Genomic DNA, 22,853 nt, shown 5'->3' with positions numbered 1-22,853 from the left:
GGCGACCGCATCCAGTGCAATCAGGATAGTTGAAATTTACCCTACTTTGTCCGGCGGCGGCGCACGGCAGCGGACTGCCCCGCGCCCTCCTCGTTCTCCAATGGATACAGGCTGGATCCCGCCTGCTCCGGACTGAGCGAGGCTTCCCATGGTCTGGGGATGGCAGCAGCGCTTTTGCGATGGGCAAAGCGATGATCCAGCCAGATCTTGAAGCGATCCTTCCGATTCTCAACAAATACGTAGAGCAAGGGCACAAAACCAAGCGTCAAGATAGTTGCAAAGATCAAACCATAAGCAAAGGACAGAGCCATTGGCACAATAAATGGGTCCTTGCCGCCTATGCCATAGGCCGTCGGCAGGAGTCCAAGCACCGTAGTTAGAGTAGTCAAGAGCACGGCGCGCAGGCGAAGGCTGCCGGCGCGCAGCGCAATATCCGTATTGCTCATTTCCGGATTTTCAAACTTGAGCCGGTTTGCAAAATCAATGAGTACAATCGAGTCATTCACAACAACGCCCGACAACCCGACTACGCCCAGGAAGGCCAGGAAACTGAAGGGTTCCTGATGCGCCACAAACGCCAGACCCACGCCAATAAAAGAAAATGGAATGGCGGCAATGATAATCAGCGGCTGCACCAGCGACTTGAAGGTTGAAGCCAGGATCATGTAAATGACAACCAGAGCGATGGCCATCGCCCGTCCAAGACTGGCCATCGATTCCTCGGTATCCTTGTTCTCCCCGGCAAAGGCGACTTCCACCCCGGGAAAACGCGCAGGGACGCCGGCTGCCAATACTTGCACGCGCTGAGCGACGGAGGCCGGATTCAATCGATTGTCGCTGAGATTGGCGCCAACCGTGACCAGACGTCGACCTTCCTTGTGGTTGATCGAACGAACGCCAAGGCCGCGCGTCGAGCTGGCAATTTGGGAAAGCGGAATCAAATGACCGCCGCTGTTGACAATATTGATTTTCAAAATGGACGCCAGCGATTGCCGATAGCTCTGGTCGAAGCGCACCCGAATATCAATTTCTTCATCAGCTTTGCGCAGTGTTGTAGCCACGGCGCCGGCAAAAGCGGTGTTAACCGTCAGCGCCAGCTGCTGCAGCGAAATTCCGGTCTGCGCCAGCAATCGATCGTTGGCATGAAGTCGAATCTCCTGTTTACCCTGCAGGTAATCATCATCGATATCGATCACGCCCGGAATCTGGTGCAGGGCCTCTTTGTACTCATCCGCCATACGCTGCAGCGTATCGAAGTCGTCGCCGCTCAATTCGATGGCCACCGGCTTGCCTACCGGAGGCCCGCCGGCAAACTCGTCAAATTCCAGAGACTCGAGGCGCCCGGCCAGATCGGCGAACTCGGCCGGCGGCGTCTCCTGAATACTGGCAATTTGCCGGTAGTCCACGCCCAGGCGCTGGAGTTCTCGTTGGTCGGACTGCTGCTGTTCGCGCCAACGCGCCAGGGCTTCAGGATTCAACAGCCATTGTGTGCGGCGTCGCAATATGGCAACGACCGCGCGAGACTGTTCGGTCAGGCGGTCGTCCTGGGGTTGCAGATAGATCTTGATATCGGCGTAGTTTGAACCGCGCCTGGTAAAAGGATCGTTGGCGTCCTTCTGGGTGATACCGGCGCGAGCTACGTAGTTCTTGAGGTCTCGATCCGATAGCTTACGGATCTCATATTCGACGGCTCGAACGAATCGCTCCGTAGCCTCTTTGGAAAGGCCGTTGGGCGCTGTGATCTTGACATGAAGCGCATCGATGGCGCCAGGGAAGAGCTTAAATTTTCCAAAAGCATACGATATAAAAAGCGAGAGGAAAAAGACGCCGATCAGCGCCAGCACCGCCTTGTACCTGTGCCGCAACAACTTCCCCAGAACCGGCTCATAGAAGCGCTCCCTGAAGCGCAAAAACCAATCGCCTTCCCCTTTCACCTCGCCGCTGCGTTGCGAGTACTTGTTCACGTCATAGAGGTGCGAAGGTAAAAAGAATATGCACTCGAGCAAGGAGGAAGTCAGGGCGAGGATGACTACCAGCGGGATGGTATAGATGAACTTGCCCATAATACCGGACATGAACATCAAGGGCGCAAAGGCGGCGATGGTTGTGGTAACCGTCGCCATGACCGGCGAGATGACCTCAGCAGTGCCTTTGATGGCAGCCTCATAGGCCGGCATTCCCCGCTCCAGATAGGAATAAAAGTTCTCGCTGACTACGATGGCATCGTCCACCAGGATTCCCACGACGATGATCAGGCCAAACATCGAAATCAAGTTCAGCGTGATGCCCATCGATCGCATGATCAAAAAGGTCATGCCCATTGCTACGGGGATGCCAAGGGCGACCATCAAGGCCGTGCGCCAGCCCATGAAGAAAAAGAGCGAGAGCACGACCAGAACCAGTCCGATCAGTCCATTGGTTACCAGCACGCCCAGGCGACGCTTCACAAAGAAGGAGAAATCGTTGATTTCGGTCATTGCCAGCTGCGGCGGCGCGGAGCGCCGGAACTCGGCGACGATTGCGTTGGTATCGTTCACCAGCTTAACGATATCCGCCGACTGTCGCTTGATGACGACCAGATTGATGGCGCGCTGGCTCATCGAGCTTTCCAGATAGTCAGGATCGGCGTAGCCTGGCAGCACCCGCGCAATATCGGCAACACGCACCAGCTGACCGATATCATTGCCGCGCACTGGCGTTTGCGCAACCTCCTGCGCCGTCTCAAACTCGCCGACGGTGCGCACGACCAGCTCGGAGTCGGCCAGCTGCAAATCGCCGCCGGGAAGGTTGACATTGCGCTCAGCAAGGGCGCGAACCACCTGCAGCGGCGCCAGGTAGTTTCGATTTAAAGCGTCTGGATTGAGCTGCACCTGGATCTCGCGATCCAGGTAGCCTTTGCGCTCAATGCGAGCCACGCCGGGGTGCAGACGCAATCGATCCTCCAGCTTCTTGGCCAGATCGCGCAATTCATCATAGCTCAACTCGCGCTGACCGGCGCCGGCCTCACTCCACATCGCGTACTCAATAACCGGCGAACGCGCCGTGGTGATCTCGGTAATGATCGGCTTCTCAGCATCGGCAGGCAAATCGTCGCTGCGGTCGACGGCGCTGCGTATGTCATCAATGACTTTTTGCGAATCGCTGACGTCGGGATCGATCTTGATGACCAGCGTACTGCGATTTTCCACCGAGTAGGATCGGTACTCTTCGATGCCATCGACTTCTTTGATGCTGTCTTCCAGCTCGTTGGTAACCAGCTTTTCCACTTCTTCTGGCGACGCCCCGGGGTAAATGGTGGCGACCGTAACCAGATCGAAGTCCACATTGGGAAAGGCCTCGCGGTTCATGGCAACGGCCACCCAACCTCCGACCACAATGATCAAAAAAGTGCACAGGTTAACAAAGATGCTGCGCTGCAAAAAATACTCTATGATGAAGCTCATGACTTGCCGGGGCGTCGCATGGAACGCTTGAACTGCGCCAGTTCAGCTATCTTGTTTGGCCTGTCAATTCCTACGGCTGAATGTCCGCGTAACTACTAGCTCCGGACGATCTTCCGCTATGAACCTTGAGAGCTCTCAGCTAATGTCGCTTGCCTGCCGCTCAGGCCGAAGACAAGAATGAACCATGGAGCAAAGCGAACTGGCTGTCCGAAGACTTGGCGAATGCCGCTATGATTCTCCGCTGGAAATCGAAAAATTCATCGACGAAGCGGAAGGCGTCATGCTGGAAGTCGCCCTCGGTCCGGATCGCAAGCCAGGTCCCCTGTACTTCGAAAACGCCGGGCCGCGCCGCAAGCTTTACTTCGATCCGGCCAGAACGCGCGCCGCTATCGTGACCTGCGGCGGCTTGTGCCCCGGACTGAACAACGTAATTCAAAGCATGGTGCGCATGCTGCGCCTGCAATACGGGTTGCCGTCGGTTCTTGGCATCCGCTACGGCTACGCCGGTCTGGTTCCGGACAGCAAGCATCCGCCAGGCGAGCTGACGCTGCACGATGTGGAAAACATCCACAATCAAGGCGGCACCATTCTGGGATCCTCGCGCGGCCATCAGGATGTGAGTATCATGGCGGATACTCTGGAGAAAAACGGCATCAATATTCTTTTTACGGTCGGCGGCGATGGAACGCTGCGCGGCGCTCACCTGCTCGATGAAGAACTGCGGCGTCGCGGCTCGTCGATTGCCGTCGCCGCCGTACCCAAGACCATCGACAATGACATCGCCTTTGTCAGTCGCACCTTTGGATTTTCTACGGCAGTCACATTGGCCGCACAGGTGCTGGGCGGCGCCCATGCCGAAGCAAAGGGCGCTCCCAATGGAATCGTGGTAGTCAAGGTAATGGGTCGCGATTCGGGTTTCATTGCCAGCTATGCCGCCATTGCATCGACGGAAGTGAATTTCTGTCTGATTCCCGAAGCGCCCTTTCGACTGCACGGCGCCGGCGGTTTGCTGGAAGCTCTGGAAGCGCGCATGCAACGCAAGGGCCATGCCCTGGTAGTCGTCGCCGAGGGCGCCGGGCAGGAACACTTCAGCGATCAGGGCGCCGATGCTTCCGGCAACAAGCGCTACGGCGATATTGGAAAACTATTGTGCGAGGAAATCGCCGAACACTTTCGCAGCGCGCACGTCCCGATTGCGCTCAAATACATCGATCCAAGCTACAGTATACGCAGCATGCCGGCTGGCGCCGAAGACGCTGTTTACTGCATCATGCTGGCTCAAAACGCGGTTCATGGCGCCATGAGCGGCCGCAGCGGCTTTCTTGCCGGCTACTGGAACTCGTACTTCACGTATGTGCCCTTGGAGGCCATCCATGGCCAGCGCAAGCGCGTGGCCAGCGATGGCTACCTCTGGTCGATTGTGCGTGAAAGCACCGGCCAGCCGGAAATGCGCTGAGTCAGGTCGCGAATCTGGCCGTTACAATGGCCAGCGGAAAAAGTATGCGACGCGCAGCGCGTGGCGGACGATAAGCGGCCATGTCTCGCCCTGCACTGTCGTTGCCCATCATCCTCACCCTGGCATGGCATTTCAGCGCCTGTCTGCCGACTTTCATGCTGCGCCCATTGATTACTTCGGCAGCGGTTCCTAACTGGGTTCCTGTGCACGCGACGCCACAACCGGGCGATTACGCCATTCACGAGCTTTCTAAAGGCGGCCGTATTCGTTACCGGGTGGAATCGGTTGCGGCCGATGGCACAGTTGAATTCAGTCAGCAATTTATCAGCGCGCCGCTTATGGCGCAGGGCCTGAAGGGATTCGCTTACCATGTCTATTGCGATGCCGAGGGGCGAGTGCTCCGCGCCGAATATGTAGATTCCGACGACCCGCTAGACCGAGAAGGAATTCGTGTAGCTCGTCCTGGCGACTTTGGCTATATTGAACGACCGCAAGATGCAAGCGGCGACATTATCTACTCGCAGAAAATCAGCGTTCCCGCCGGGGAGTTCCATGTTCGCGAGTTTCGTTTGCTCACATTCAAGAGCAACAATGGCTTCTACCAATCCACCGGCACTCAGATTCAGTTTCTGCATCGTCGCGTCCCGTTTTTGATTGTGGAGCTCAAAGCCACGCTGGATAGCGAATTGCCTGCCGCCCGGGTGGCCAATGTGATTCTGAACTACGTCCCCACAAATCCCGCAGATGCCGCAGTGCGCGCTTTTCTGCTGGCCGAAGCCGGCGCGCAAAACCTGGAGAACTCCGCTCAATTGATCGAGATGGGATCGGCGGCCGGCCCCGCGCCGCACTTTGTTGATCGCTTTCCTTGATCACTTCCAATTTCTGAGCGCGCGCCGTCTCATCGTCGGCATTCGTGACGGGAAGCTCATGCCTTCAGCAGTGAACGCAGACATTGGCCTTGGCCTCGCCGCCCTGGGCCGTCCCGAATATATGAACCTGGGCCACGCGCAAGATTTTGCCGGCGCCAGCAGCGTCGAAGACATGCGCCGCCATTGCTGGCAGATGCTTGACCTGGCCTGGCAGGCTGGCATACGCCACTTTGACGCTGCACGGTCCTATGGCCGGGCTGAAGAATTTCTGGCCGGCTGGCTGCGGAGCTCCGATCGTCCGGACGTCCTGGTTTCTTCGAAGTGGGGTTACATCTACACCGCCAACTGGCGCCCGCAGCCTGAGCGCCACGAAGTCAAAGAACACAACATCGACAATTTGCGGCGGCAGTGGAATGAGAGCAACGCATGGCTGGGACCCCGGCTGCAGCTCTATCAGATTCATTCGGCGACATTGCAAAGCGGCGTTCTTGAAGACCGGGAGATTCTCGGATTTTTGCGCGGGTTGCAGCAGAACGGGCTGCGCATCGGGCTTTCGCTATCTGGCGTCGAACAGAGCGAGACGCTGCGCCGCGCTCGCCAGATTGCTTTTGATGGTCGGCCGCTGTTCGATTCGGTACAGGCGACTTACAATCTGCTTGAGACCTCCGCCGGTCCGGCGCTGGCCGAAGCGCACGCCGCCGGCATGCAGGTGATTGTCAAAGAGGGGCTCGCCAACGGACGCTTAACCTCTCGAAACCAGTTGACCGAGGATCAAAATGCGATAGAGCACCTTCGCGCTTTTGCGACAGAGCGCGAAACAGGCATCGATGCCATCGGTCTGGCCTATGTGCTCAGCCAGCCGTGGGTGGACGTAGCGCTCTCGGGGGCGGCAACTGCGATGCAGCTGCGCTCCAATCTTGAAGCCTTGCAATTTCGCCATGATCCAGAACTTGGCGCGCTGGCTTCCGCGACAGGCCAGCGAGCGGAACAGTACTGGCAAACGCGGGCCGCCTTGCCCTGGCAGTAGCGCAACTTCGCGCGCCAGTACGGCGCAAAAAAACCCGGCCGTAACGGCCGGGTCTTCGCAAGTCGAAGGCTGATGATTCTCAGCAATCGTAGTAGAGGACGAACTCGTAGGGATGCGGACGCTTGTTCTGCATCTCTGTGACTTCGCCGCGCTTGTACTCGATGTAGGATTCGATCAGATCCTTCTCGAATACATCGCCTTTACTCAGGAACTCATGGCTGCCTTCCAGAGCGTTGAGCACTTCGCCCAGGCTGGCCGGAACGGCTTTCAACTGCGCCTTTTGCTCTGGCGTGGCCTCATAGAGATCAAAGTCGGCCGGCGGGCCGGGGTTGATCTCTTTCTGCACGCCGTCAATTCCAGCCATCATCATCGCCGAGAAGGCCAGATAGACGCAACTTGAAGCGTCCGGAGTGCGGAACTCAATGCGGCGGGCCTTGTCGCCCTTCACAGCAATCGGAATGCGAATCGAAGCCGAACGGTTGCGAGCGCTATAGACCAGGTTCACCGGCGCTTCAAAGCCCGGGACCAGACGCTTGTAGCTATTGGTTGTCGGGTTGGTAAAGGCCAGGATCGAGGGTCCGTTGCTGAGGATTCCGCCAATATAGTTCATGGCAAAGTCGCTCATATTCGCATAGCCGGAACCTGCAAACAGGTTCTTGCCATCTTTCCACAAAGATTGGTGGCAATGCATGCCGGTGCCATTGTCGCCAAATACCGGCTTGGGCATGAAGGTTACAGTGTAACCGCGGCGGCGAGCTACATTCTTAAGTATATACTTATACTTGATCATGTTGTCCGCTTGCTGCAGGGCATCGGCGATCTTCAGGTTGATCTCGCCCTGGCCGGCGCTGGCCACTTCATGGTGGTGCTTCTCGGTACCGATTCCGGCCTGTTCCATCAGCCATAGCGCTTCGCCACGAAGGTCATGGTAGTGGTCATTCGGCGGAACTGGAAAGTAGCCGCCCTTGTCGCGCATCTTATAGCCGAGGTTTGGACCTTCGTCGCGGCCCATGTTCCAGCGGGCATTGTCGCTATCTACGTGATAGAACCCGTGTTGCTTGTCGGAATCAAAGCGAACATCGCTGAAGATGAAGAACTCCGCTTCCGGACCGAAGTAGGCGGTATCGGCCAGGCCGGTACTTTTCATGTAAGCGATGGCGCGTTTCAAAATACTGCGCGGATCGCGTCCATACGGTTGCTCGGTCTTCGGATCGTAAATGTCCGAGAATACGTTGAGCGTCTTCTTTTCGAAGAACGGATCGATGAAAGCCGATTGGGGATCGAGTCGGTTCAACATGTCCGACTCCTGAATACCTTTCCAGCAGCGGACGGAGGATCCGTCGAAACCAATGCCGTAGCTAAAGGCCTCTTCGCTGATGGTGTCCAGCGGCATAGTATAGTGGTGGGTTAGACCAAAGAGATCTGTGAAGCGAATGTCGACGTACTCGACTTTTTCCGCCTGGGCCCATTTCAGCAGCTCTTTTGGGTCTTGTGGGATGCCTGCCATTGTTTGATAGCTCCTTCTCTGGAGAGATTGCCGTTCAATTTGCAAGGTCTGTACCTGCAATATTGCGACTGATCGGCCATCTGCGACGGGCGTCGGCGCCCCGGCTATCGCAAAATGCCAGTGAAAGGCTCATGGCGCCTTCTTTTCGTACAAGATGTGGATAGAATATCCACATCTTGTGGTACGTACCACGCTCGTAGCAAAGAAGTCAACGCCACAAACTGACATCAGATTCAACATTGCACCGTGTCCAGTGACAGTAGTGCGCCGAATTTCGGCGCATCTTGCAATGCTTCCGGGGGCTCGCCGAGGGAAGCGGCAATCCTGAACCACTGGCAGGACCCCTCCGCCTCGGCATACTCCATGACGGACAGGTACAGCTCACCATTTTCGACATTCTCAAATAGCTGCGCCATGCGGCGCAAGATTCGATCCGCCGCGCTGTGAAAGGGGTGCGCGCTCTGGCTGCGCGGGGAAAGATCGATATCTGTCGATAGCAGTCGGCTCAGTGGAGGCGGCCCCTGGATAGCCAGGCGCTGCTCCGCGCCCGAACCCCTGGGGCTGAGGATCACCAGCCGAGCGCGATGAGATTGTCCGTCCTCCACAACGTCAACCTCCTAGCTCCGCCAGATCACGCCAGCAAATGCGCCCTTTGAATCGATCGCCATATGAACGCATTCAGTCCCTGCCCTAAACTCGAACTGGCTCAGCGCATTTTTTGTGCTGACATAGCCTGCCTTGCGGTGACGGTCGGCTGAATTGCCGCCTCTGCGGCAGAGGTTCCATGGCCACTCATTCCGGCGCTGCCGCGGCAAACGCACATACTGTTTATCCCAACTTCACTGACGATGCTCTGGTTTATACCAGGGAAACGAAGATAGGACGCGGACTCTTTGCCCGCGTCGACTTGCCAGCCGGAAAAATGCTCGGCGCGCTCTCTGCGGGCGTCACAACGGCGCTGGATATAAAAAGCGATGGCAGCGTCGACTATCCGCCTTGCACCGTTGGCCAGTGCATTGATTTGATCATCCGCGACAACAAGCTGGTCACGATTCTCAAGCCGGCTGATGTTTACTACGACGGGGTGGACATGATCAATCACAACTGCGAACCTAATTGTACGATCACCGAAACCCTCGTCGTAGTGACACTGCGCGAGATTCGCGCTGATGAGGAGCTGACTTGCGACTATTTGAAAACTGGAATCACTAAATTGCGCGAAGGCATCCATTGCCAGTGCCGACCAGGATGCCAGACCATTCTCTAAGTTGCCGCAGGCGCCCTCTACATACGAACCGGGGCCCTTCGCAAGCAAGCGACGGATGAGCGCACATCGTCGACCGCTTTCGCGACTTGTTCTGCCGTTGATCTACACCGCTGCAGCAGTCGGCGCCAATCTGATCGTAATTGTTGCGAACAACTTGATTGCTCCCTATGCGCTACTGGGTGGCGTCGCCGAGAATCTCAGCCAGCTTCCGACGTGGGCTGCAATTATCAGTTTTGCAACGCCAACCACCCTGGCAATGGCTTACTTTTTGCCGGTGCTTCGGTATCCGCCGCCGGGCTCTTCCAGCCAGGAAGCGACGATGCCGGCGGTCGTTGCGCGGCGCATATTGAATGGACCGTTCTTTTCGGCCGCGATCGGCGGCATTGGCTGGGCCTTTGGCGGCGCTCTGGTCCTGGTGCAAATTCAGCTAAGCGGAGCCGCCAATAAGGCAACGCTGATGACTCTTTTTGGAATCGAGTCATTGCTATCGACGCTATTTTGCTTCGTTTTTGTTTACTTCAGTCTCGAGCTGATCAACCGTAGCTTCCTGATACCGCGCTACTTTCCCGCGGGCGGACTGTCGCGCGTGGAAGGGGCCATCAGCTTTCCGGCAAAAACGCGCGCTGCAATTCTTTATGTAGCCATCACCCTTTATCCGGTATTCTTGTTGTTCAATACCAGCATGCCGGCGCTGCAAGCCTTTACGGCACGCAATATGCCGCTGCTGGCGGCGACTGTCGCGGCGCTGACCACCGCAGTAGCCTGGATCCTCTCTCAAACGCTGGCGCGCATCGATCATCGCGCCTTTCGAGAGTTGCGCGCCGCAACCGATGCGATTCGAAGCGGCGTCTATGACATCCGAGTCAGTGTAGTCTCGCGCGATGAACTGGGGGACCTGGGCGAAAGCGTAAATGAGATGGCCGCCGGACTCGCGGAAAAGGAAACGTTGCGGGACGCCTTTGGCAAGATGGTTGATCCGGCGGTGCGCGACCTGGCGCTTAGCGGCGCCTTGAAACTCGGCGGCGAGTTGCGCGAGGCGACAGTTTTGTTTTGTGATTTGCGCGGTTTCACCACGCTCTCGGAGGCGATCCCCCCGCAGGCGCTGGTTCAACTGCTCAATCGCTATTTCGAGCGGATGAGTCTGGCAATCCACGAGCAGGGCGGAATGATCAATAAGTACGTTGGCGATGCGATTCTGGCGGTCTTTGGCCCGCCGGGCGACCAACCGCACGCCGCCAGTCGTGCGCTCCGTGCGGCGCGAGCGATGCGACGCGAGCTGGAAGCGTTGAACGCCGAATTGCGCGCCGAACAATCTGGCGTCCTTGATAACGGCATCGGCATACACAGTGGAATGGTTGTCGCTGGCAACATTGGCTCCAGCTTCCGGATGGAATATACCGTAATTGGCGACGTAGTCAACGTAGCGTCGCGACTGGAGTCGGCCACCAAGAGATTGCGCGTCCCCATCCTGCTTTCGCGCGAAGCGCTGCAGCGTCTTGGCGACGAGGAGTGCAAATTGCCGCGGCTGGGCTTGATTCGACTGAAGGGACGCAAAGAACCGATCGAGGCATTTGCCGGCTGAAAGGAGCCGGTTCGAAATAAATCAGGAGATTGCATATCATATGGAATACGTATCGTTAGGAAAGTCAGCGCTCCAGGTAAGTCGCATCTGTCTGGGATCTATGACCTGGGGTCAGCAAAATAGCGAGCCCGAGGCTCACGAGCAACTGGACTATGCCTGGCAGGAAGGCGTAAACTTCGTGGACGCCGCGGAGATGTACCCCGTCCCGCCCATGGCGGAAACACAAGGACGCACTGAACAATTCATTGGCAGTTGGATGAAGGCGCGCAACAATCGGGCGCAAGTCATTGTGGCCACCAAAGCGGCTGGCCCCGGCGATTGGGTTAAGTATATCCGCGGCGGGCCGCGCCTGGATCGGCAGAGCTTGCGAAAGGCTGTCGAGGGCAGCCTGAGCAGGCTACAAACCGACTACATTGATCTGTACCAATTGCACTGGCCAGAGCGTGTTACCAATTTCTTTGGACAATTGGGCTATGTTCACAAGCCAGAAAAGGACGGAATTCCTATTGCGGAAACGCTGGAGGCGCTTGCCGAGCTCATCTCTGAAAAAAAGATTCGAAACATTGGCGTTTCCAATGAAACGCCCTGGGGTCTGCTGGAATATCTGCGCCAGGCCGAGCAAAGGGGCCTGCCGCGAATCATCAGCATCCAGAATCCTTACAGTCTGCTCAATCGCAGCTTTGAAGTCGGGCTTTCTGAAATTGCGCTGCGCGAAAAAATAAGCCTGCTGGCTTACTCGCCGCTGGCCTTTGGCTACCTTTCCGGGAAGTACCTCCATGGTCAGAAACCGCCAGCCGGCCGACTCACATTGTTCCAGCGCTTCCAGCGTTACACCAATGCTGAATCGGAAAAAGCTACGGAACGATACGTGGCTCTTGCCGCCCAACACGGTCTGGATCCGGCGCAAATGGCTCTGGCCTATGCCCGTTCCCGGGACTTCATGGCTTCTGTCATCATTGGCGCGACGACCATGGATCAGCTGCGCAGTAATCTGGCCAGCGCCAGCTTGAGCCTCAGCGTCGAAGTCAAAAAATCGATCGACGAGATCCATAGACAGGCGCCAAATCCAGCGCCCTGAACGGTCTGCGCTTTGTTTGACCGCCTTCCACGTCCTGCGAAGCTAGCAGCATGTGCGATACCTTTGTAGCGACGCCTGGCTTTACCGCCAGCGGCAGGATGATCTTCGGTAAAAATTCGGATCGGGAGCCAAACGAGGCGCAACAACTGGTGCGCTACCCGGCGCGAGAGTGCCAGGAGAAAGAGCTGCGCTGCACGCAAATCGCCATTCCCCAGGCCGCCTCGATTTATGAAGTGATTCTGAGTAAGCCCTTTCAAATGTGGGGCGCCGAGATGGGCGCCAACGAGCACGGTCTGACCATTGGCAATGAGGCGGTCTTTACTCGCGTCAGAATTGCAAAGAAGAATGACGGCCTCACTGGAATGGATATGATCCGCCTGGCTCTCGAACGCAAACGCACCGCGGCCGACGCACTGTCCTATATCACCGACCTGATCGAAGAATACGGACAGGATGCTTGCGGGGGATATACGGATCGTGGTTTCTTCTATCATAACAGCTTCATCATGGCCGATCCAGAAGAGGCATATGTATTGGAGAGCGCGGGCCGGCACTGGGTGGCGGCAAAGGTGCAGGGCTTTCGCAGCATTTCCAATGGCCTGACGATTGACGCGGACTACGATTACTGCAGCAAGGGCGTCATTGACTACGCACGCAAGCAAGGCTGGCTGCCTGCCGGCCGGGAGTTCAGCTTCCGCGAGGCCTTCTCCGATGGCTTCTTCACCTATTTCAGCAAGTGCAAAGTACGACAGGCGCGCTCTACGGCGGGCGGCAGCGCTCGCACCGGACGATTCCAGCTAAGCGACGCCTTGCAAATCTTGCGCAGCCACGGCGAAATCGATCCAAACAACTTCGATCCGGCCACGGGCGATATGGGCCATCTCTGCTTGCATGCCAGCGGGCTGACCACTCCCAGTCAAACCACCGGTTCGCTTGCGGCCGAACTGAGGCCCGACGGTCGCTCAAGCTTCTGGTTCACCGGAAGTGCGGCGCCCTGTCTTTCCGTCTACAAGCCGGTCTTCTGCCCTGGCGACAATTTGATTGAGTCGGAATTTGCAGCGCCCGGTCCGCGACCGGACCATTCGCTCTGGTGGCGTCACGAGCAGCTGCACCGCCTCGCGTTGCGCGACTATCGGACCGTCTCTGGCATTCTGGATCGCGAGCGGCAGGACCTGGAAAACGACTTCCAGCGCCAGGAACTACTCTATTTGAAGAAAAAGGCCCGCACCAGAGAGTTGAGCGCTTTTTCGCGCGAATGCTTTGAACGCGCCGATGAGGCGCTTGGGCGTTGGCTGACTACGGCGAGGGCCGCACAACCGCAGCGTCGCGGATTTACGCCGCTCTACTCTCTCTATCGCATGCGCACCGATGCGGCCGTCGATTTCGAAGCAACAGCGGCCAAATAACCCGACAAAGCTTGCCGCGGAGCCCGCGCTTCCACAGGCTGCTCGCCAGCATCGGTTTCTGGATGGCCAATGACGATCGGTGAGACCCGTCAGAATGACGGCCGGCATGTATGGCGGCTGGTGCAAAGCGCGCTCTTTGCGGCCCTTGTAATTGCGTCGCTTGGCGCGCATACACAGTTTGTCGCTGCGCGCGAAATTGGCGCTGCCTTTGTCTTCTATGGCTTCTGGATCATTCTAGCCTTACGGCGGGCGGCGCAACAGGGCCGCACCGGTCCTGGGCCGGCGACTGCGCTCTTTCTGCTGACGGCCGCCGCCGGCGCCACCATCCATGCGCTCTCGCGCAACGTCGAAACGGGCATTCCATCCTTACGCCTGATTTTTCGCGCTTCGTTTCACTTCTACGCGTGGTACATGATCTACTCCGCTCTGCGTGGGCGCGATCGGATGCAAATGATACTGGAGTTTGCCGTCTGGTTTGGCAGCTTTCCCTACCTTTGGGCCAGCGTGTGGAATCCGGCCGGAGTTATGCCGTTGTTGCTTGGAGTCGCTGGCTCGGCCATTGAATCCCGAAAAACACTGCGTGAAACGCTGCTATTTCTGCACGGTAGCAATCGCCTGCTGGCAAGCGCCGGAGTGATTGCCGCTATTTCTCTCACCCTTGCGTTCGCCTTCTCCAGTAATTCACTCCAGGGTTGGAACCAGGTTTGTCTCTGGTCGCTGGGCGTCCTGGTAGTTCTGTGCACCATCGCACGAGTTCAGAATACAGGCTGGCGAGAAATCATCCGACCACTGTGGATTCACTTCGTTTGTTTTGCCGCGCTGCAATTTGTTGCTCTGGTGATTATGCTGCTCGAGGACGGCGAAGGCGCCGCGCTCCTGACCAAGAAATTGGGAATTGCCGGCCTCAATGCAAACGATGCATCAGCCTTTGTACTGCTGTATCTTCCGCTTTTCTGCGCCACGCTTATCTACGCTTCGAATCGATTGCTGCGATTCGCCGCACTGCTGTCGATGATATTGGCCGTACTTCTGGCGCTCGCCACTGGCTCGCGAACCAGCATCTTGCTGATCCTGCCGCTGCTCCTGGCAGTCGTCGCTTTTGCAGCCATCCGCCGCTACCGGCCCCAATCCAGACTGCTGCAGAGTACTCTTGGAGCAGCGGCAATCCTGGCAGCGGCTCTTATGCTCGGCGCAGTAGCCTTACGCATTCGCCCTTTGCATTTCAGTGAAAATTCGAGTCTCGCCCTACGATCAATGCAAGAACGCGCCGCGCTATGGACGCAAGCCAAAGATCTTTTGCACAGTTATCCGTACCTCGGGACGGGGCCCCATAGTTTTTCTGCAATTGGCGCGCATGCGGCGCCTGGACTTTCCGCTGAATCGCGCGAGGTTCTGGCCACACAGTTACAGCAGAGCGGACTGAATCTTCATGTGCACTCTCTCTTGCTGCAAAGCGCCCTGGATGGCGGGCCGCCCTTTGCAGCGGCAATTTACCTTGGGCTCTGCGCGGTTATTGCACTGGCCTGGCGCAGCGCCTCAGGCAAGCCGTTTGCCATAGGCCTTGCCCTGGCCTTGTTATCCGTTCCGCTGCAAGGTATGATCAACTATCACTTCATGCATGCGCACTATGTCATTATGGTTGCTGCGTTAATTGGCGCCTCCATACAGATGGGCGCGCCTGCTTTGCTTCCGCTGCGGGAACTCCCGCCACTGTACGCTAGACGCGGAATTGTTTTGAGTCTGGCTCTGGCGGCAACGGCGATCAGCATTTATTTTGCGGCGCTGGCCGTAGCTCATGGGCGCATCATTGATCGACTGGGTAGCCGTGCGCACCTTGGCGCCGCAGGCGCCTGGGTGGTCGAAGGCCCGCCAGCGCCGTCCGAATTGCCGCGAATTCGGCAAGCGCTACGGTGGAGCCAGCTAGGTCGACGGCTGGCGCCCTTGAATCCAGAGTTTGCACAACTACAGGGCGCCATTCTAGTTCATCTGGCCGGGGCCTTTGACCAGACCGCCGCCGCCGAGGCGGCGCTCGAACCCCTGCATCATTGTGCTTTGCACGCCGCAATGCCGGCCTATTGCTACCGTCTGACTGCGACGGCGCTGCAGCTATCCAGACCGGCCAATGATCCAGCGATTGCCAGGGCGGAGGAGCTGGCCAGGGCCTTCGACCCCTTTGAACTGGTGGAGAAGGGATATGTCCGACCCTACTGAGAAAGTAATCTGGCGGGACAGCGCTCTGCTTTTTGGTGCGTTGCTTTTGCTGAATGCTGCGGTGTTGTGGTTGGGCAGTCGACTGCTCTGAGCGCTCGCCCCCGCCAGCTTGTGCGCGTCTATTTCAACGCCGGCGACCAGTCAGTAAAGACCGGGTCAAGATTGCGAGCGGCCAGAGCGTCGGCCACCTGCCGCACCGTGCGTCGATCTTCAATCTCGAATTGCCTGGCGGCGCCGCTGTCGGAGTAGCCGCCTGGCGACGTTTGCGAGCCTGCGCTTATCTGTGTGGCGACAATTCCACACAGTTCATCGCGCAATGGGGCCGGTTCGCGAGTCGACAAAGTCAGGCCCGCGTCCGGCAAGAAGAGGCGCAAAGCAAAGAGAAACCGGGCAAAGTCGCGGTCGCCGATTGAGGCTACATCATCAACGCCCGTCGCCGGACGCAGACGAGGCAGCGAAATTGAAATTTGAGTTTGCCAGAAGCGCTGCATCAGATAGCGGGCGTGCAACGCAGTAAAAAATACATCGCTGGCGGCATCAGAAAGACCCAGCAGCGCGCCCAGGGCAATGCGGCGCATACCGGCCTCGCCGGCGCGATCTGGACACTCCAGGCGATACTCCATCCGCGCCTTAATTCCTTTCAGGTGCACTGCAGCATAGCGCCGGGGGTCATAAGTCTCCTGATAGATTGCCAAACCGTCCAGTCCACGCCAGCGCAGGCTCAGGTAGTCCTCCGTTTTCAGTGGATATACTTCGACGCTCACCGATGCAAAACTTCTGGCAATTCGTTCCACGCAGTCGCCGATGTAGTTGATTGAACTTTCGCGATAGGCCTCGCCGGTGAGCAGCAGAATATGACGAATCCCAGCGGCATGCAGCAGTCCGGCTTCGACTTCGGCTTGTTCGGGACTCAATTGCAAGCGACGAATATCTTTGCCATAGCTGAATCCGCAGTAGGTACATTGCGAATAGCAAATGTTCGAAAGATACAGAGGCGCATAGAGCAGTACGGTCTTACCGAAACGCAGACGCGTCGTGGCCTGCGCCTGTCGCGCCATTTGCTCCAGCGCCGCATCAGCAGCGGGAGATAACAGGGCGATCAGGTCGTCCGCATCGAGCTGCCCCGCGGAGCGTGATAACGCCTGCTCAACGCGGGCGCCATTGCTCGAAGCGATTCGCTGCTGGACGCCAGGGAAAGACCACCGCTGAAATTCTTCGAGAAAGCTCATGGTCCCTCTACCAGACCGCGTATTGCGTCAGTTTCCTGAATTGTCTTGCGAGGGACGACCCAGAAAACCGGTGAGCGGACTGGAGGCCGACGCCGCCGCCGGCATTCGCTCCGAGCTGTGCAAATCGCCGTAAAGCCGAGCGCTTCGACCGGCAAGCACCGCCCAGGCAAATGCCTCGGCAATCGTTGCGGGATCGCGAGCAATTGCCAGTGCAGTGTTGACAAGTACCGCGGAGGCGCCCATTTCCATGGCCTGGGCGGCATGCGACGGTGCGCCAAGTCCTGCATCTACCACGACCGGCACCCGCGCCTGTTCGATGATAATGCGAATGCTTTCGGCGGTGCGTATTCCTTGATTGGAACCAATCGGCGATCCCAGCGGCATGACCGTCGCCGCGCCGGCATCTTGCAGGCGAAGGGCAAGAATCGGATCGGCGTGCATATAAGGCAGAACAACAAAGCCGTCCTTTACCAGCTCCTGCGTCGCGGCAAGGGTTTCCACGGGGTCCGGCAACAGGTAGCGCGGCTCTGGCGTTACCTCCAGTTTGATCCAGTTTCCTCCGCCCAACTCCCGCGCCAGGCGCGCCAGCTGCACAGCCTCCAAGGCATTGCGTGCGCCCGAGGTATTGGGCAGCAATTGAATGCGACTGCGGTCGATGGCCGAAATGAGGTCTTGCTGCTCCAGCGGGCGACTCAGGTCGATGCGGCGCAAAGCAACGGTGACCATCTCGGTAGCGCTGCCATCAATCGCCGCGCGCATCTCTGCCGTGGAGGCAAACTTGCCAGTGCCCACAAACAGCCGCGAATGAAAGCTACGGCCGGCGATGACCAGCGGCTGAGGATCGCTCTGGGCCAGCGCTTGCTGGCGCTGCACGAAATTTCCTGCACCGTTCACAGGTTCCACCAGACTCTGAGCCGCCGCCCTTTCAAGCGAAATGAATTCTTCTGGCGGCGGCCCGCGCCGTAGCCAACGATGAGCCTGGATGCACTTCCTGTCTTTCCAGCCATCGCGCCTGTTTCGCGGCCGTCACGTGCAGACCATTGGCGCCAATCTGCTGGCGCGTTTTCGGGGCTACGATCCCCGGCGGCGCGGCATGATCAACGAGTCGGCGCTGACGCCCACGCTGGATGATAGCGGCGATTGCATCTGGCTGGACATCCATCGCTTCGTGGGCCCTGCCGACTCGCACAAGCCGGCGGCGCTGCTGGTTCATGGCCTGGAGGGCGATTCCGATTCCGTTTATATCATCAGCGTCACGGAGCGCCTGTTGCGCGCCGGCTTTCATGTGATTCGAATGAATCTGCGAAGTTGCGGACGCGGAGGGCATTTTGCAAGGCGCGCTTACAATGCTTCGCTAACGGTCGATCTGCTGGCTGCAGCCGAGTATGTTCGCCGGACTATCTCCCCGCACCTTGCCATCGTTGGCTTCTCCCTGGGCGCCAATCTGACGCTGAAACTGATGGGGGAAGACCGCACGGAACGAGAGCGCCAGCTGCGCGTTTTTGGCGGGAAGGCCCGGCTACGGCGTCGGACGCCGCCGGCGGATGTATTTGTGGCTGCCAGTCCGCCGCTCGACCTGGCCCGCTCCTGCGAGCAACTCGACGAGCCGCCCTGTCGAATCTATCGCGACATGTTCTTACGTGAAATCAAGGAACGCGCCCGTCGACGATTGTTCATTGATCATCCCGATCTGGAGCGTGAATTGCGCGAGATACGCACGATGTTCGACTTCGATCATTGCTTCACTGCGCCGGCCGGAGGTTTTCGCAGCGCCATCGACTACTACAAGGCCGGTTCATCGCTCAACTATCTATCGGGTATTGAAGCTCCGGGACTGGTGCTGCACGCCGAAGACGACCCGATGATCAACATGGAAGGCTGGCATCAGGCCGATTGGGACCGTCGACCGCACATCCTTGCCGAACTGACGGCAACCGGCGGCCACCTTGGATGGATCGCCCGGCGCCACCCGCTGCTGCCGGACAAGCGCTGGATGGATTACAGAATCGTTGAATACCTGAGCGCCTGGCGCGATGCCCTTCGCTGAAAGTCTCGGCGCTGCGACTGCTCAATTTTCGCCGCGAAAGACAAATCGACTTCGACCGAGGCGCAGTTCATCGCCGTCGACCAATCCGCGGGGGCGCAGCAACTTGCGTCCATTGATCAGAACGCCGCTGGCGCTCAGCAGATCGTAAATGATATAGCGGCCATCGTGGCGCTTGATACGAGCATGGACTGGACTGGCGCTGGCATCGCGCAGCGGTATATGCGACCAACGCCCCGAACCAAGCACGGTTGCCTCCAGAAACAGGTCGTAGTCGCGCGCCGCCATCCCGCCCTGCGCTTGCATTTCCAACCGGGCGCGCTTGTATTCGCCCGCTTCGCGCCATGCGCTCTGCGTCAAACGATAGGCGTACTCCCGCAGATACAGCTTGCGGTCATCATCCAGCAGCGCGCCGGCAATCTCTCGCGCCTGGGGATGCACTGCGCGCTCGATCGATTCGTCTGACATTGGCATACCGCTTTCCGCGCGCTGTTCGGCGCTGACCAGGTAGGCGCCAAGTTCATCGTCCGGCAGCGGATGCGGCGCAGGCGCGGCCGCCAATGGAAGCGGACCGGGACTGCCCGGCATGGGCGACGGTTGCGGCGAAGATGAAGCGCTTACTTCGCCTGGCTTCGCTTCGCGATCCGCCGCGTCTACGACCGACGTTGACGCTTGGTTTCTAGCGTTGCGACGCTGGATCAAGAGCAGTAGAGCCAGCAGGCTCAGTCCAATCACCAGGCAGGCCAGACCAATCAACAGTGCGACTGCCAGCGGCGATACGCTGCGCAACCAGAATGCAAACGGGGCGCTGTACTGCGTCGCGCTTTCTTCCCCGCCAGGGGCGACGATCCGAACGGCGATGGAATCGCCCGGGAAAAGCGCCGCGGTTGGACTTTGATAGCGCGCCAGGTAGCGCACAACGCTGAGGCGCCGCATACGTCGAAGCTCGCTTCCAGCGGAACTGCCAACCGGAGAGGCAACTACGGCCCCGCCGGTTCTCAGCGCCAGTCGCTCCAGTCCGCGCGGCGCCGCAGGCTTCGAGGCGAAGAGATAACTGTAAACGGCAAGATCCAGCGGTCCGCGCAGCGCATTCAAGTCGGAAGAATCGCGATCGCTGAGCAGACTGTCCTCCTCGCGAGCGTCGGTCAGCACGACGACGGCGCTACGCACCTGTCCGGCAGGCGCGTCCTGTCGAGCGCAGGCGCGCATGGCCAGATACAGGGCATCATAGATGCGGGTTCTCCTGCCGGTTCTTTGCAGGGACTGTAGCGCGCTGCGCAGGCTATTGTGGTCGCGAGAAAAAGCGCGCAACTCACGCGGGTGCGCGTCGATTACGTAAAGCGCAGCGCGGTCTTGTGGGCCTAACGAATCGAGCAAGGCCTCGCCGAACTTTCGCAGACGACGAAAAGCAGAGGGCGAAACGGATCGCGTTGCATCTATTACCAGCGCCAGATGAAGCGCTTCAGCCTCGCTGCGCTCCGGCGTCAAGGCCTCCGCGACAGTGTATTCCTGTCCTCGACGACTTTCCAGAACACGGAAAACAGGCGGCGTTATTTCGTCCTCCGATGAATCCAGTTCCACATAAAATTGGAGCTGCACCGCTGGATAGTTTTCAATGCGTAGCGCCTCGATGCGCGCCGGCGCCGCCTGCAACGGGCTGATTGCAGAGAGAGCGAGGCCTGCCGCGCTCAGTAGCGCGAGGCGCAACCAGATACGGAGTCGCGATACAGCAGACATGTCGCAACTCAAGGGAGATGTGTTCGCAATATCTGAGGCCATTCGGGCTCTTGGCCGCCTGGGCAAGACGGCACGCCTTAATTATCGGCCGGGAATGACTGCGGCTGCGACTGGAGCGGTCCAATTTCGGCCGGCGGGCGATGTTGCTCATAGCGGCGGAGATCCTGCCGGTAAGCCTGATCGTTGCGGTAGAGCCAGACATAATACAGGCCGGTCAAGAGGACGCCCAGGCCAAAAATCGCAATGGCCAGGCGAATGGATGATCGCCGGTGGCCGTCGAGCGAGAGCAGGAAACTGCGGTGAAGAAGGCCCGCTGCAATCAGCAACAGGTAGATCCCCGCCGCGGCATAGAGCGCAAAAAAGATCATTGTCGAACATCCTGGGCTGTTTCCGCCAGCTGGCGTGCATAGACCGCCGCGCCACGCGGTCCGGCCAGATCGCCAAGCGCCGCCAGGCGCAACTCTGGCGCCGACGTCAACGAATGACGACGCATGTGTCGCTCAATGGAAGGCAGCAGGCGGCGACCAAGACTTTCCATGATGCCCCCTCCTAAGACCACCATTTCCGGCTCGATCAAGTTTACACACTGACTGATGCCGACGCCAAGGTAGCGAGCGTAGTAATCCTCCATCAGTTCGCGAGTATAACGATCGCCCGCCTCATAGGCCTTCTTCAACGAGGACGACTTGACCGGCGTCTTATTGAGGTTGTAGTCTATCAGCTCGCGCAACATCGTCTTCTTTCCGGATTCCAGACGCGCCTGGATGCGCCGATTGAGCGCCCACTTGCCAATGTAGGCCTCCAGCGATCCTCGGATGCCGCCTTCCGGACGGCGGCCGCCAACGCGAACCACGCAGTGTCCCGCTTCGCCCGCGCCGCCATGTGCGCCGGTGAGCAATCTCCCGTGAATCCAGATTGCGCCGCCAATACCGGTGCCGCAGAAGTAGGCGGCGGCGATACTCGGCTTAGTTTGCATAGCATCAAGCTCTCCCAGCAGACCGGCATTGACATCATTGATCAGGCGGCCCGGAAGCGGCAAGGCCAGTTGCTCCAGCGGCCGCACCTCCGACCACGAGAGATTGGGCGCCGTGCGAACCGTGTCCTGTTCCATTTCAATGACGCCAGGAACACACAGCCCAATGGCCGCGGGAACGTAGCCCTGTTCTCTGGATGCAGTCAGCAAGAGTTCGATCTGCGAGCGAATACGCTCGAGAACATGTTCATAGCCCTGGCGCGCTTCCGTATCACATTTCGCGTCAGCCAGAGGTTGAAAATCGGGACTGAAGGCGACGCCGTAGATGTTGCTTCCGCCCAGGTCAATGCCCAGGTATGCTGCCTGCGCTGTTTGCATGGTTCTGCCCTGCAATCAATCAAAGCCGTAGAGCTCTTTCTCCACAATAGCGCAGAGGATTTGTCCCAGCATGATATGACACTCCTGGATGCGCGCCGTATCCGCAGCTGGAACTACAATCAAATGATCGATGCTGGCGCGTTCGGCTTTGGCCAGCAGACCGCCGTCCCCGCCGCTCAGGGCAACCACGCACATTCCGCGCTGGCGAGCAACGCGCAGTGCGGCAATTACATTGAGCGAGTTCCCAGAAGTAGTAATACCCACGATGGCATCTTCCGGGCGGCCAAGGCCCTCAACCTGACGGGCAAAGATTTGATCAAAGCCAAAATCATTGCCGCAGGCTGTGACGGCGCTGGAGTCCGCCGCCAGTGAAATCGAAGGCAGGCTGGGACGTTCCGGCCGGGCGCGATAGCGAATGCTGAATTCGGTTGCCAGATGCTGGGCGTCGGCGGCGGAGCCGCCATTGCCGCAAAACAGAGTCTTGCCGCCGCGGCGAAAAGAGTCGGCCAGCGCGCGGCCGGCGGATTCGATTTCGCCCAGGGATCGATCGATCAGCATTTGCTTGGCGGCGATGCTGTCTTCTATTTGCTTCTGGATCCACGACCTCATTGGGGCACGGTCCTCGCCCCTGGCAATTCGGCAAGCT

General features: G+C 58.5%; 18 protein-coding genes. 9 read left to right on the top strand and 9 right to left on the bottom strand.

Annotation, left to right across the window (positions count from 1 at the left end; all coding sequences use genetic code 11):
• Positions 1-41 precede the first annotated feature (41 nt).
• Complete coding sequence (locus tag K1X75_01230) at positions 42-3,443, bottom strand: efflux RND transporter permease subunit (GenBank protein MBX7056656.1); 3,402 nt, start codon at positions 3,441-3,443, stop codon at positions 42-44.
• 184 nt (positions 3,444-3,627) lie between these two features.
• Between K1X75_01230 and K1X75_01225 the strand changes: the two genes are divergently transcribed.
• The 3 genes from K1X75_01225 to K1X75_01215 all read left to right on the top strand — a co-directional run bounded on the left by K1X75_01225 (position 3,628) and on the right by K1X75_01215 (position 6,795).
• The gene (locus K1X75_01225) at positions 3,628-4,899 is read left to right on the top strand and encodes an ATP-dependent 6-phosphofructokinase (GenBank protein ID MBX7056655.1); all 1,272 of its coding nucleotides are present in this window, start codon (positions 3,628-3,630) and stop codon (positions 4,897-4,899) included.
• 80 nt (positions 4,900-4,979) lie between these two features.
• Positions 4,980-5,768 carry a hypothetical protein gene (locus tag K1X75_01220; protein ID MBX7056654.1) on the top strand — a complete coding sequence of 263 codons (789 nt, stop codon included), beginning with the start codon at positions 4,980-4,982 and terminating at the stop codon, positions 5,766-5,768.
• 70 nt (positions 5,769-5,838) lie between these two features.
• Entirely contained in the window at positions 5,839-6,795 is a 957-nt protein-coding gene (locus tag K1X75_01215; protein ID MBX7056653.1) for an aldo/keto reductase, read from the top strand.
• 79 nt (positions 6,796-6,874) lie between these two features.
• Here K1X75_01215 and glnA read toward each other — a convergent pair whose 3' ends face one another.
• Together glnA and K1X75_01205 are read right to left on the bottom strand one after the other, a co-directional pair.
• A complete protein-coding gene (gene glnA, locus K1X75_01210) occupies positions 6,875-8,302 on the bottom strand; it encodes a type I glutamate--ammonia ligase (GenBank protein MBX7056652.1) in 1,428 nt (475 codons plus the stop codon).
• Between the two features lie 233 nt (positions 8,303-8,535).
• The gene (locus tag K1X75_01205; protein MBX7056651.1) at positions 8,536-8,907 is read right to left on the bottom strand and encodes a hypothetical protein; all 372 of its coding nucleotides are present in this window, start codon (positions 8,905-8,907) and stop codon (positions 8,536-8,538) included.
• 179 nt (positions 8,908-9,086) lie between these two features.
• Here K1X75_01205 and K1X75_01200 point away from each other — a divergent pair, with 179 nt between their 5' ends.
• From K1X75_01200 to K1X75_01180, 5 genes are all read left to right on the top strand, one after another.
• Complete coding sequence (locus tag K1X75_01200) at positions 9,087-9,569, top strand: SET domain-containing protein (GenBank protein MBX7056650.1); 483 nt, start codon at positions 9,087-9,089, stop codon at positions 9,567-9,569.
• Between the two features lie 55 nt (positions 9,570-9,624).
• On the top strand, positions 9,625-11,151 hold the full coding sequence (locus K1X75_01195; protein ID MBX7056649.1) for a HAMP domain-containing protein: 1,527 nt from the start codon (positions 9,625-9,627) through the stop codon (positions 11,149-11,151).
• Between the two features lie 40 nt (positions 11,152-11,191).
• Positions 11,192-12,229: an NADP(H)-dependent aldo-keto reductase gene (locus tag K1X75_01190; GenBank protein MBX7056648.1), complete on the top strand. Its 1,038-nt coding sequence runs from the start codon at positions 11,192-11,194 to the stop codon at positions 12,227-12,229.
• Positions 12,230-12,279: 50 nt separating this feature from the next.
• A complete protein-coding gene (locus K1X75_01185) occupies positions 12,280-13,635 on the top strand; it encodes a C69 family dipeptidase (GenBank protein MBX7056647.1) in 1,356 nt (451 codons plus the stop codon).
• Positions 13,636-13,704: 69 nt separating this feature from the next.
• Positions 13,705-15,846, top strand: a complete 2,142-nt coding sequence (locus K1X75_01180) for an O-antigen ligase family protein (protein MBX7056646.1) — start codon at positions 13,705-13,707, stop codon at positions 15,844-15,846.
• Positions 15,847-15,965: 119 nt separating this feature from the next.
• On the opposite strand, the gene thiH is transcribed toward K1X75_01180, so the two are convergent.
• Together thiH and K1X75_01170 are read right to left on the bottom strand one after the other, a co-directional pair.
• Complete coding sequence (gene thiH, locus K1X75_01175) at positions 15,966-17,075, bottom strand: 2-iminoacetate synthase ThiH (GenBank protein ID MBX7056645.1); 1,110 nt, start codon at positions 17,073-17,075, stop codon at positions 15,966-15,968.
• Between the two features lie 27 nt (positions 17,076-17,102).
• Positions 17,103-17,930: a thiazole synthase gene (locus K1X75_01170; GenBank protein MBX7056644.1), complete on the bottom strand. Its 828-nt coding sequence runs from the start codon at positions 17,928-17,930 to the stop codon at positions 17,103-17,105.
• Positions 17,931-18,057: 127 nt separating this feature from the next.
• Here K1X75_01170 and K1X75_01165 point away from each other — a divergent pair, with 127 nt between their 5' ends.
• A complete protein-coding gene (locus K1X75_01165) occupies positions 18,058-19,122 on the top strand; it encodes an alpha/beta fold hydrolase (protein MBX7056643.1) in 1,065 nt (354 codons plus the stop codon).
• A gap of 21 nt (positions 19,123-19,143) precedes the next feature.
• On the opposite strand, the gene K1X75_01160 is transcribed toward K1X75_01165, so the two are convergent.
• The 4 genes from K1X75_01160 to K1X75_01145 all read right to left on the bottom strand — a co-directional run bounded on the left by K1X75_01160 (position 19,144) and on the right by K1X75_01145 (position 22,816).
• Positions 19,144-20,856 (bottom strand): VWA domain-containing protein, encoded by a 1,713-nt coding sequence (locus K1X75_01160; protein MBX7056642.1) that lies wholly within the window; start codon positions 20,854-20,856, stop codon positions 19,144-19,146.
• Between the two features lie 77 nt (positions 20,857-20,933).
• A complete protein-coding gene (locus K1X75_01155; protein ID MBX7056641.1) occupies positions 20,934-21,224 on the bottom strand; it encodes a hypothetical protein in 291 nt (96 codons plus the stop codon).
• The gene (locus K1X75_01150; GenBank protein MBX7056640.1) at positions 21,221-22,207 is read right to left on the bottom strand and encodes an ROK family protein; all 987 of its coding nucleotides are present in this window, start codon (positions 22,205-22,207) and stop codon (positions 21,221-21,223) included. Before K1X75_01150 ends, K1X75_01155 begins: the two co-directional genes overlap by 4 nt.
• Positions 22,208-22,222: 15 nt before the next feature.
• A complete protein-coding gene (locus tag K1X75_01145; GenBank protein ID MBX7056639.1) occupies positions 22,223-22,816 on the bottom strand; it encodes a D-sedoheptulose 7-phosphate isomerase in 594 nt (197 codons plus the stop codon).
• Positions 22,817-22,853 lie beyond the last annotated feature (37 nt).

Source organism: Leptospirales bacterium (assembly GCA_019694655.1).
In the GTDB taxonomy this organism is placed as follows: domain Bacteria; phylum Spirochaetota; class Leptospiria; order Leptospirales; family Leptonemataceae; genus SSF53.
The sequence above is the reverse complement of the archived record's forward strand: the minus strand, read 5'-3'. Positions and strand labels throughout refer to the sequence as shown.

What these genes read in the sequence shown, in the direction of transcription:
- K1X75_01230 (MBX7056656.1), bottom strand. Translation starts at nt 3,443, where the DNA reads ATGAGCTTCATCATAGAGTATTTTTTGCAGCGCAGCATCTTTGTTAAC.
- K1X75_01225 (MBX7056655.1), top strand. Translation starts at nt 3,628, where the DNA reads ATGGAGCAAAGCGAACTGGCTGTCCGAAGACTTGGCGAATGCCGCTAT.
- K1X75_01220 (MBX7056654.1), top strand. Translation starts at nt 4,980, where the DNA reads ATGTCTCGCCCTGCACTGTCGTTGCCCATCATCCTCACCCTGGCATGG.
- glnA (MBX7056652.1), bottom strand. Translation starts at nt 8,302, where the DNA reads ATGGCAGGCATCCCACAAGACCCAAAAGAGCTGCTGAAATGGGCCCAG.
- K1X75_01200 (MBX7056650.1), top strand. Translation starts at nt 9,087, where the DNA reads ATGGCCACTCATTCCGGCGCTGCCGCGGCAAACGCACATACTGTTTAT.
- K1X75_01195 (MBX7056649.1), top strand. Translation starts at nt 9,625, where the DNA reads ATGAGCGCACATCGTCGACCGCTTTCGCGACTTGTTCTGCCGTTGATC.
- K1X75_01190 (MBX7056648.1), top strand. Translation starts at nt 11,192, where the DNA reads ATGGAATACGTATCGTTAGGAAAGTCAGCGCTCCAGGTAAGTCGCATC.
- K1X75_01185 (MBX7056647.1), top strand. Translation starts at nt 12,280, where the DNA reads ATGTGCGATACCTTTGTAGCGACGCCTGGCTTTACCGCCAGCGGCAGG.
- K1X75_01180 (MBX7056646.1), top strand. Translation starts at nt 13,705, where the DNA reads ATGACGATCGGTGAGACCCGTCAGAATGACGGCCGGCATGTATGGCGG.
- thiH (MBX7056645.1), bottom strand. Translation starts at nt 17,075, where the DNA reads ATGAGCTTTCTCGAAGAATTTCAGCGGTGGTCTTTCCCTGGCGTCCAG.
- K1X75_01165 (MBX7056643.1), top strand. Translation starts at nt 18,058, where the DNA reads ATGCACTTCCTGTCTTTCCAGCCATCGCGCCTGTTTCGCGGCCGTCAC.
- K1X75_01160 (MBX7056642.1), bottom strand. Translation starts at nt 20,856, where the DNA reads ATGTCTGCTGTATCGCGACTCCGTATCTGGTTGCGCCTCGCGCTACTG.
- K1X75_01155 (MBX7056641.1), bottom strand. Translation starts at nt 21,224, where the DNA reads ATGATCTTTTTTGCGCTCTATGCCGCGGCGGGGATCTACCTGTTGCTG.
- K1X75_01150 (MBX7056640.1), bottom strand. Translation starts at nt 22,207, where the DNA reads ATGCAAACAGCGCAGGCAGCATACCTGGGCATTGACCTGGGCGGAAGC.
- K1X75_01145 (MBX7056639.1), bottom strand. Translation starts at nt 22,816, where the DNA reads ATGAGGTCGTGGATCCAGAAGCAAATAGAAGACAGCATCGCCGCCAAG.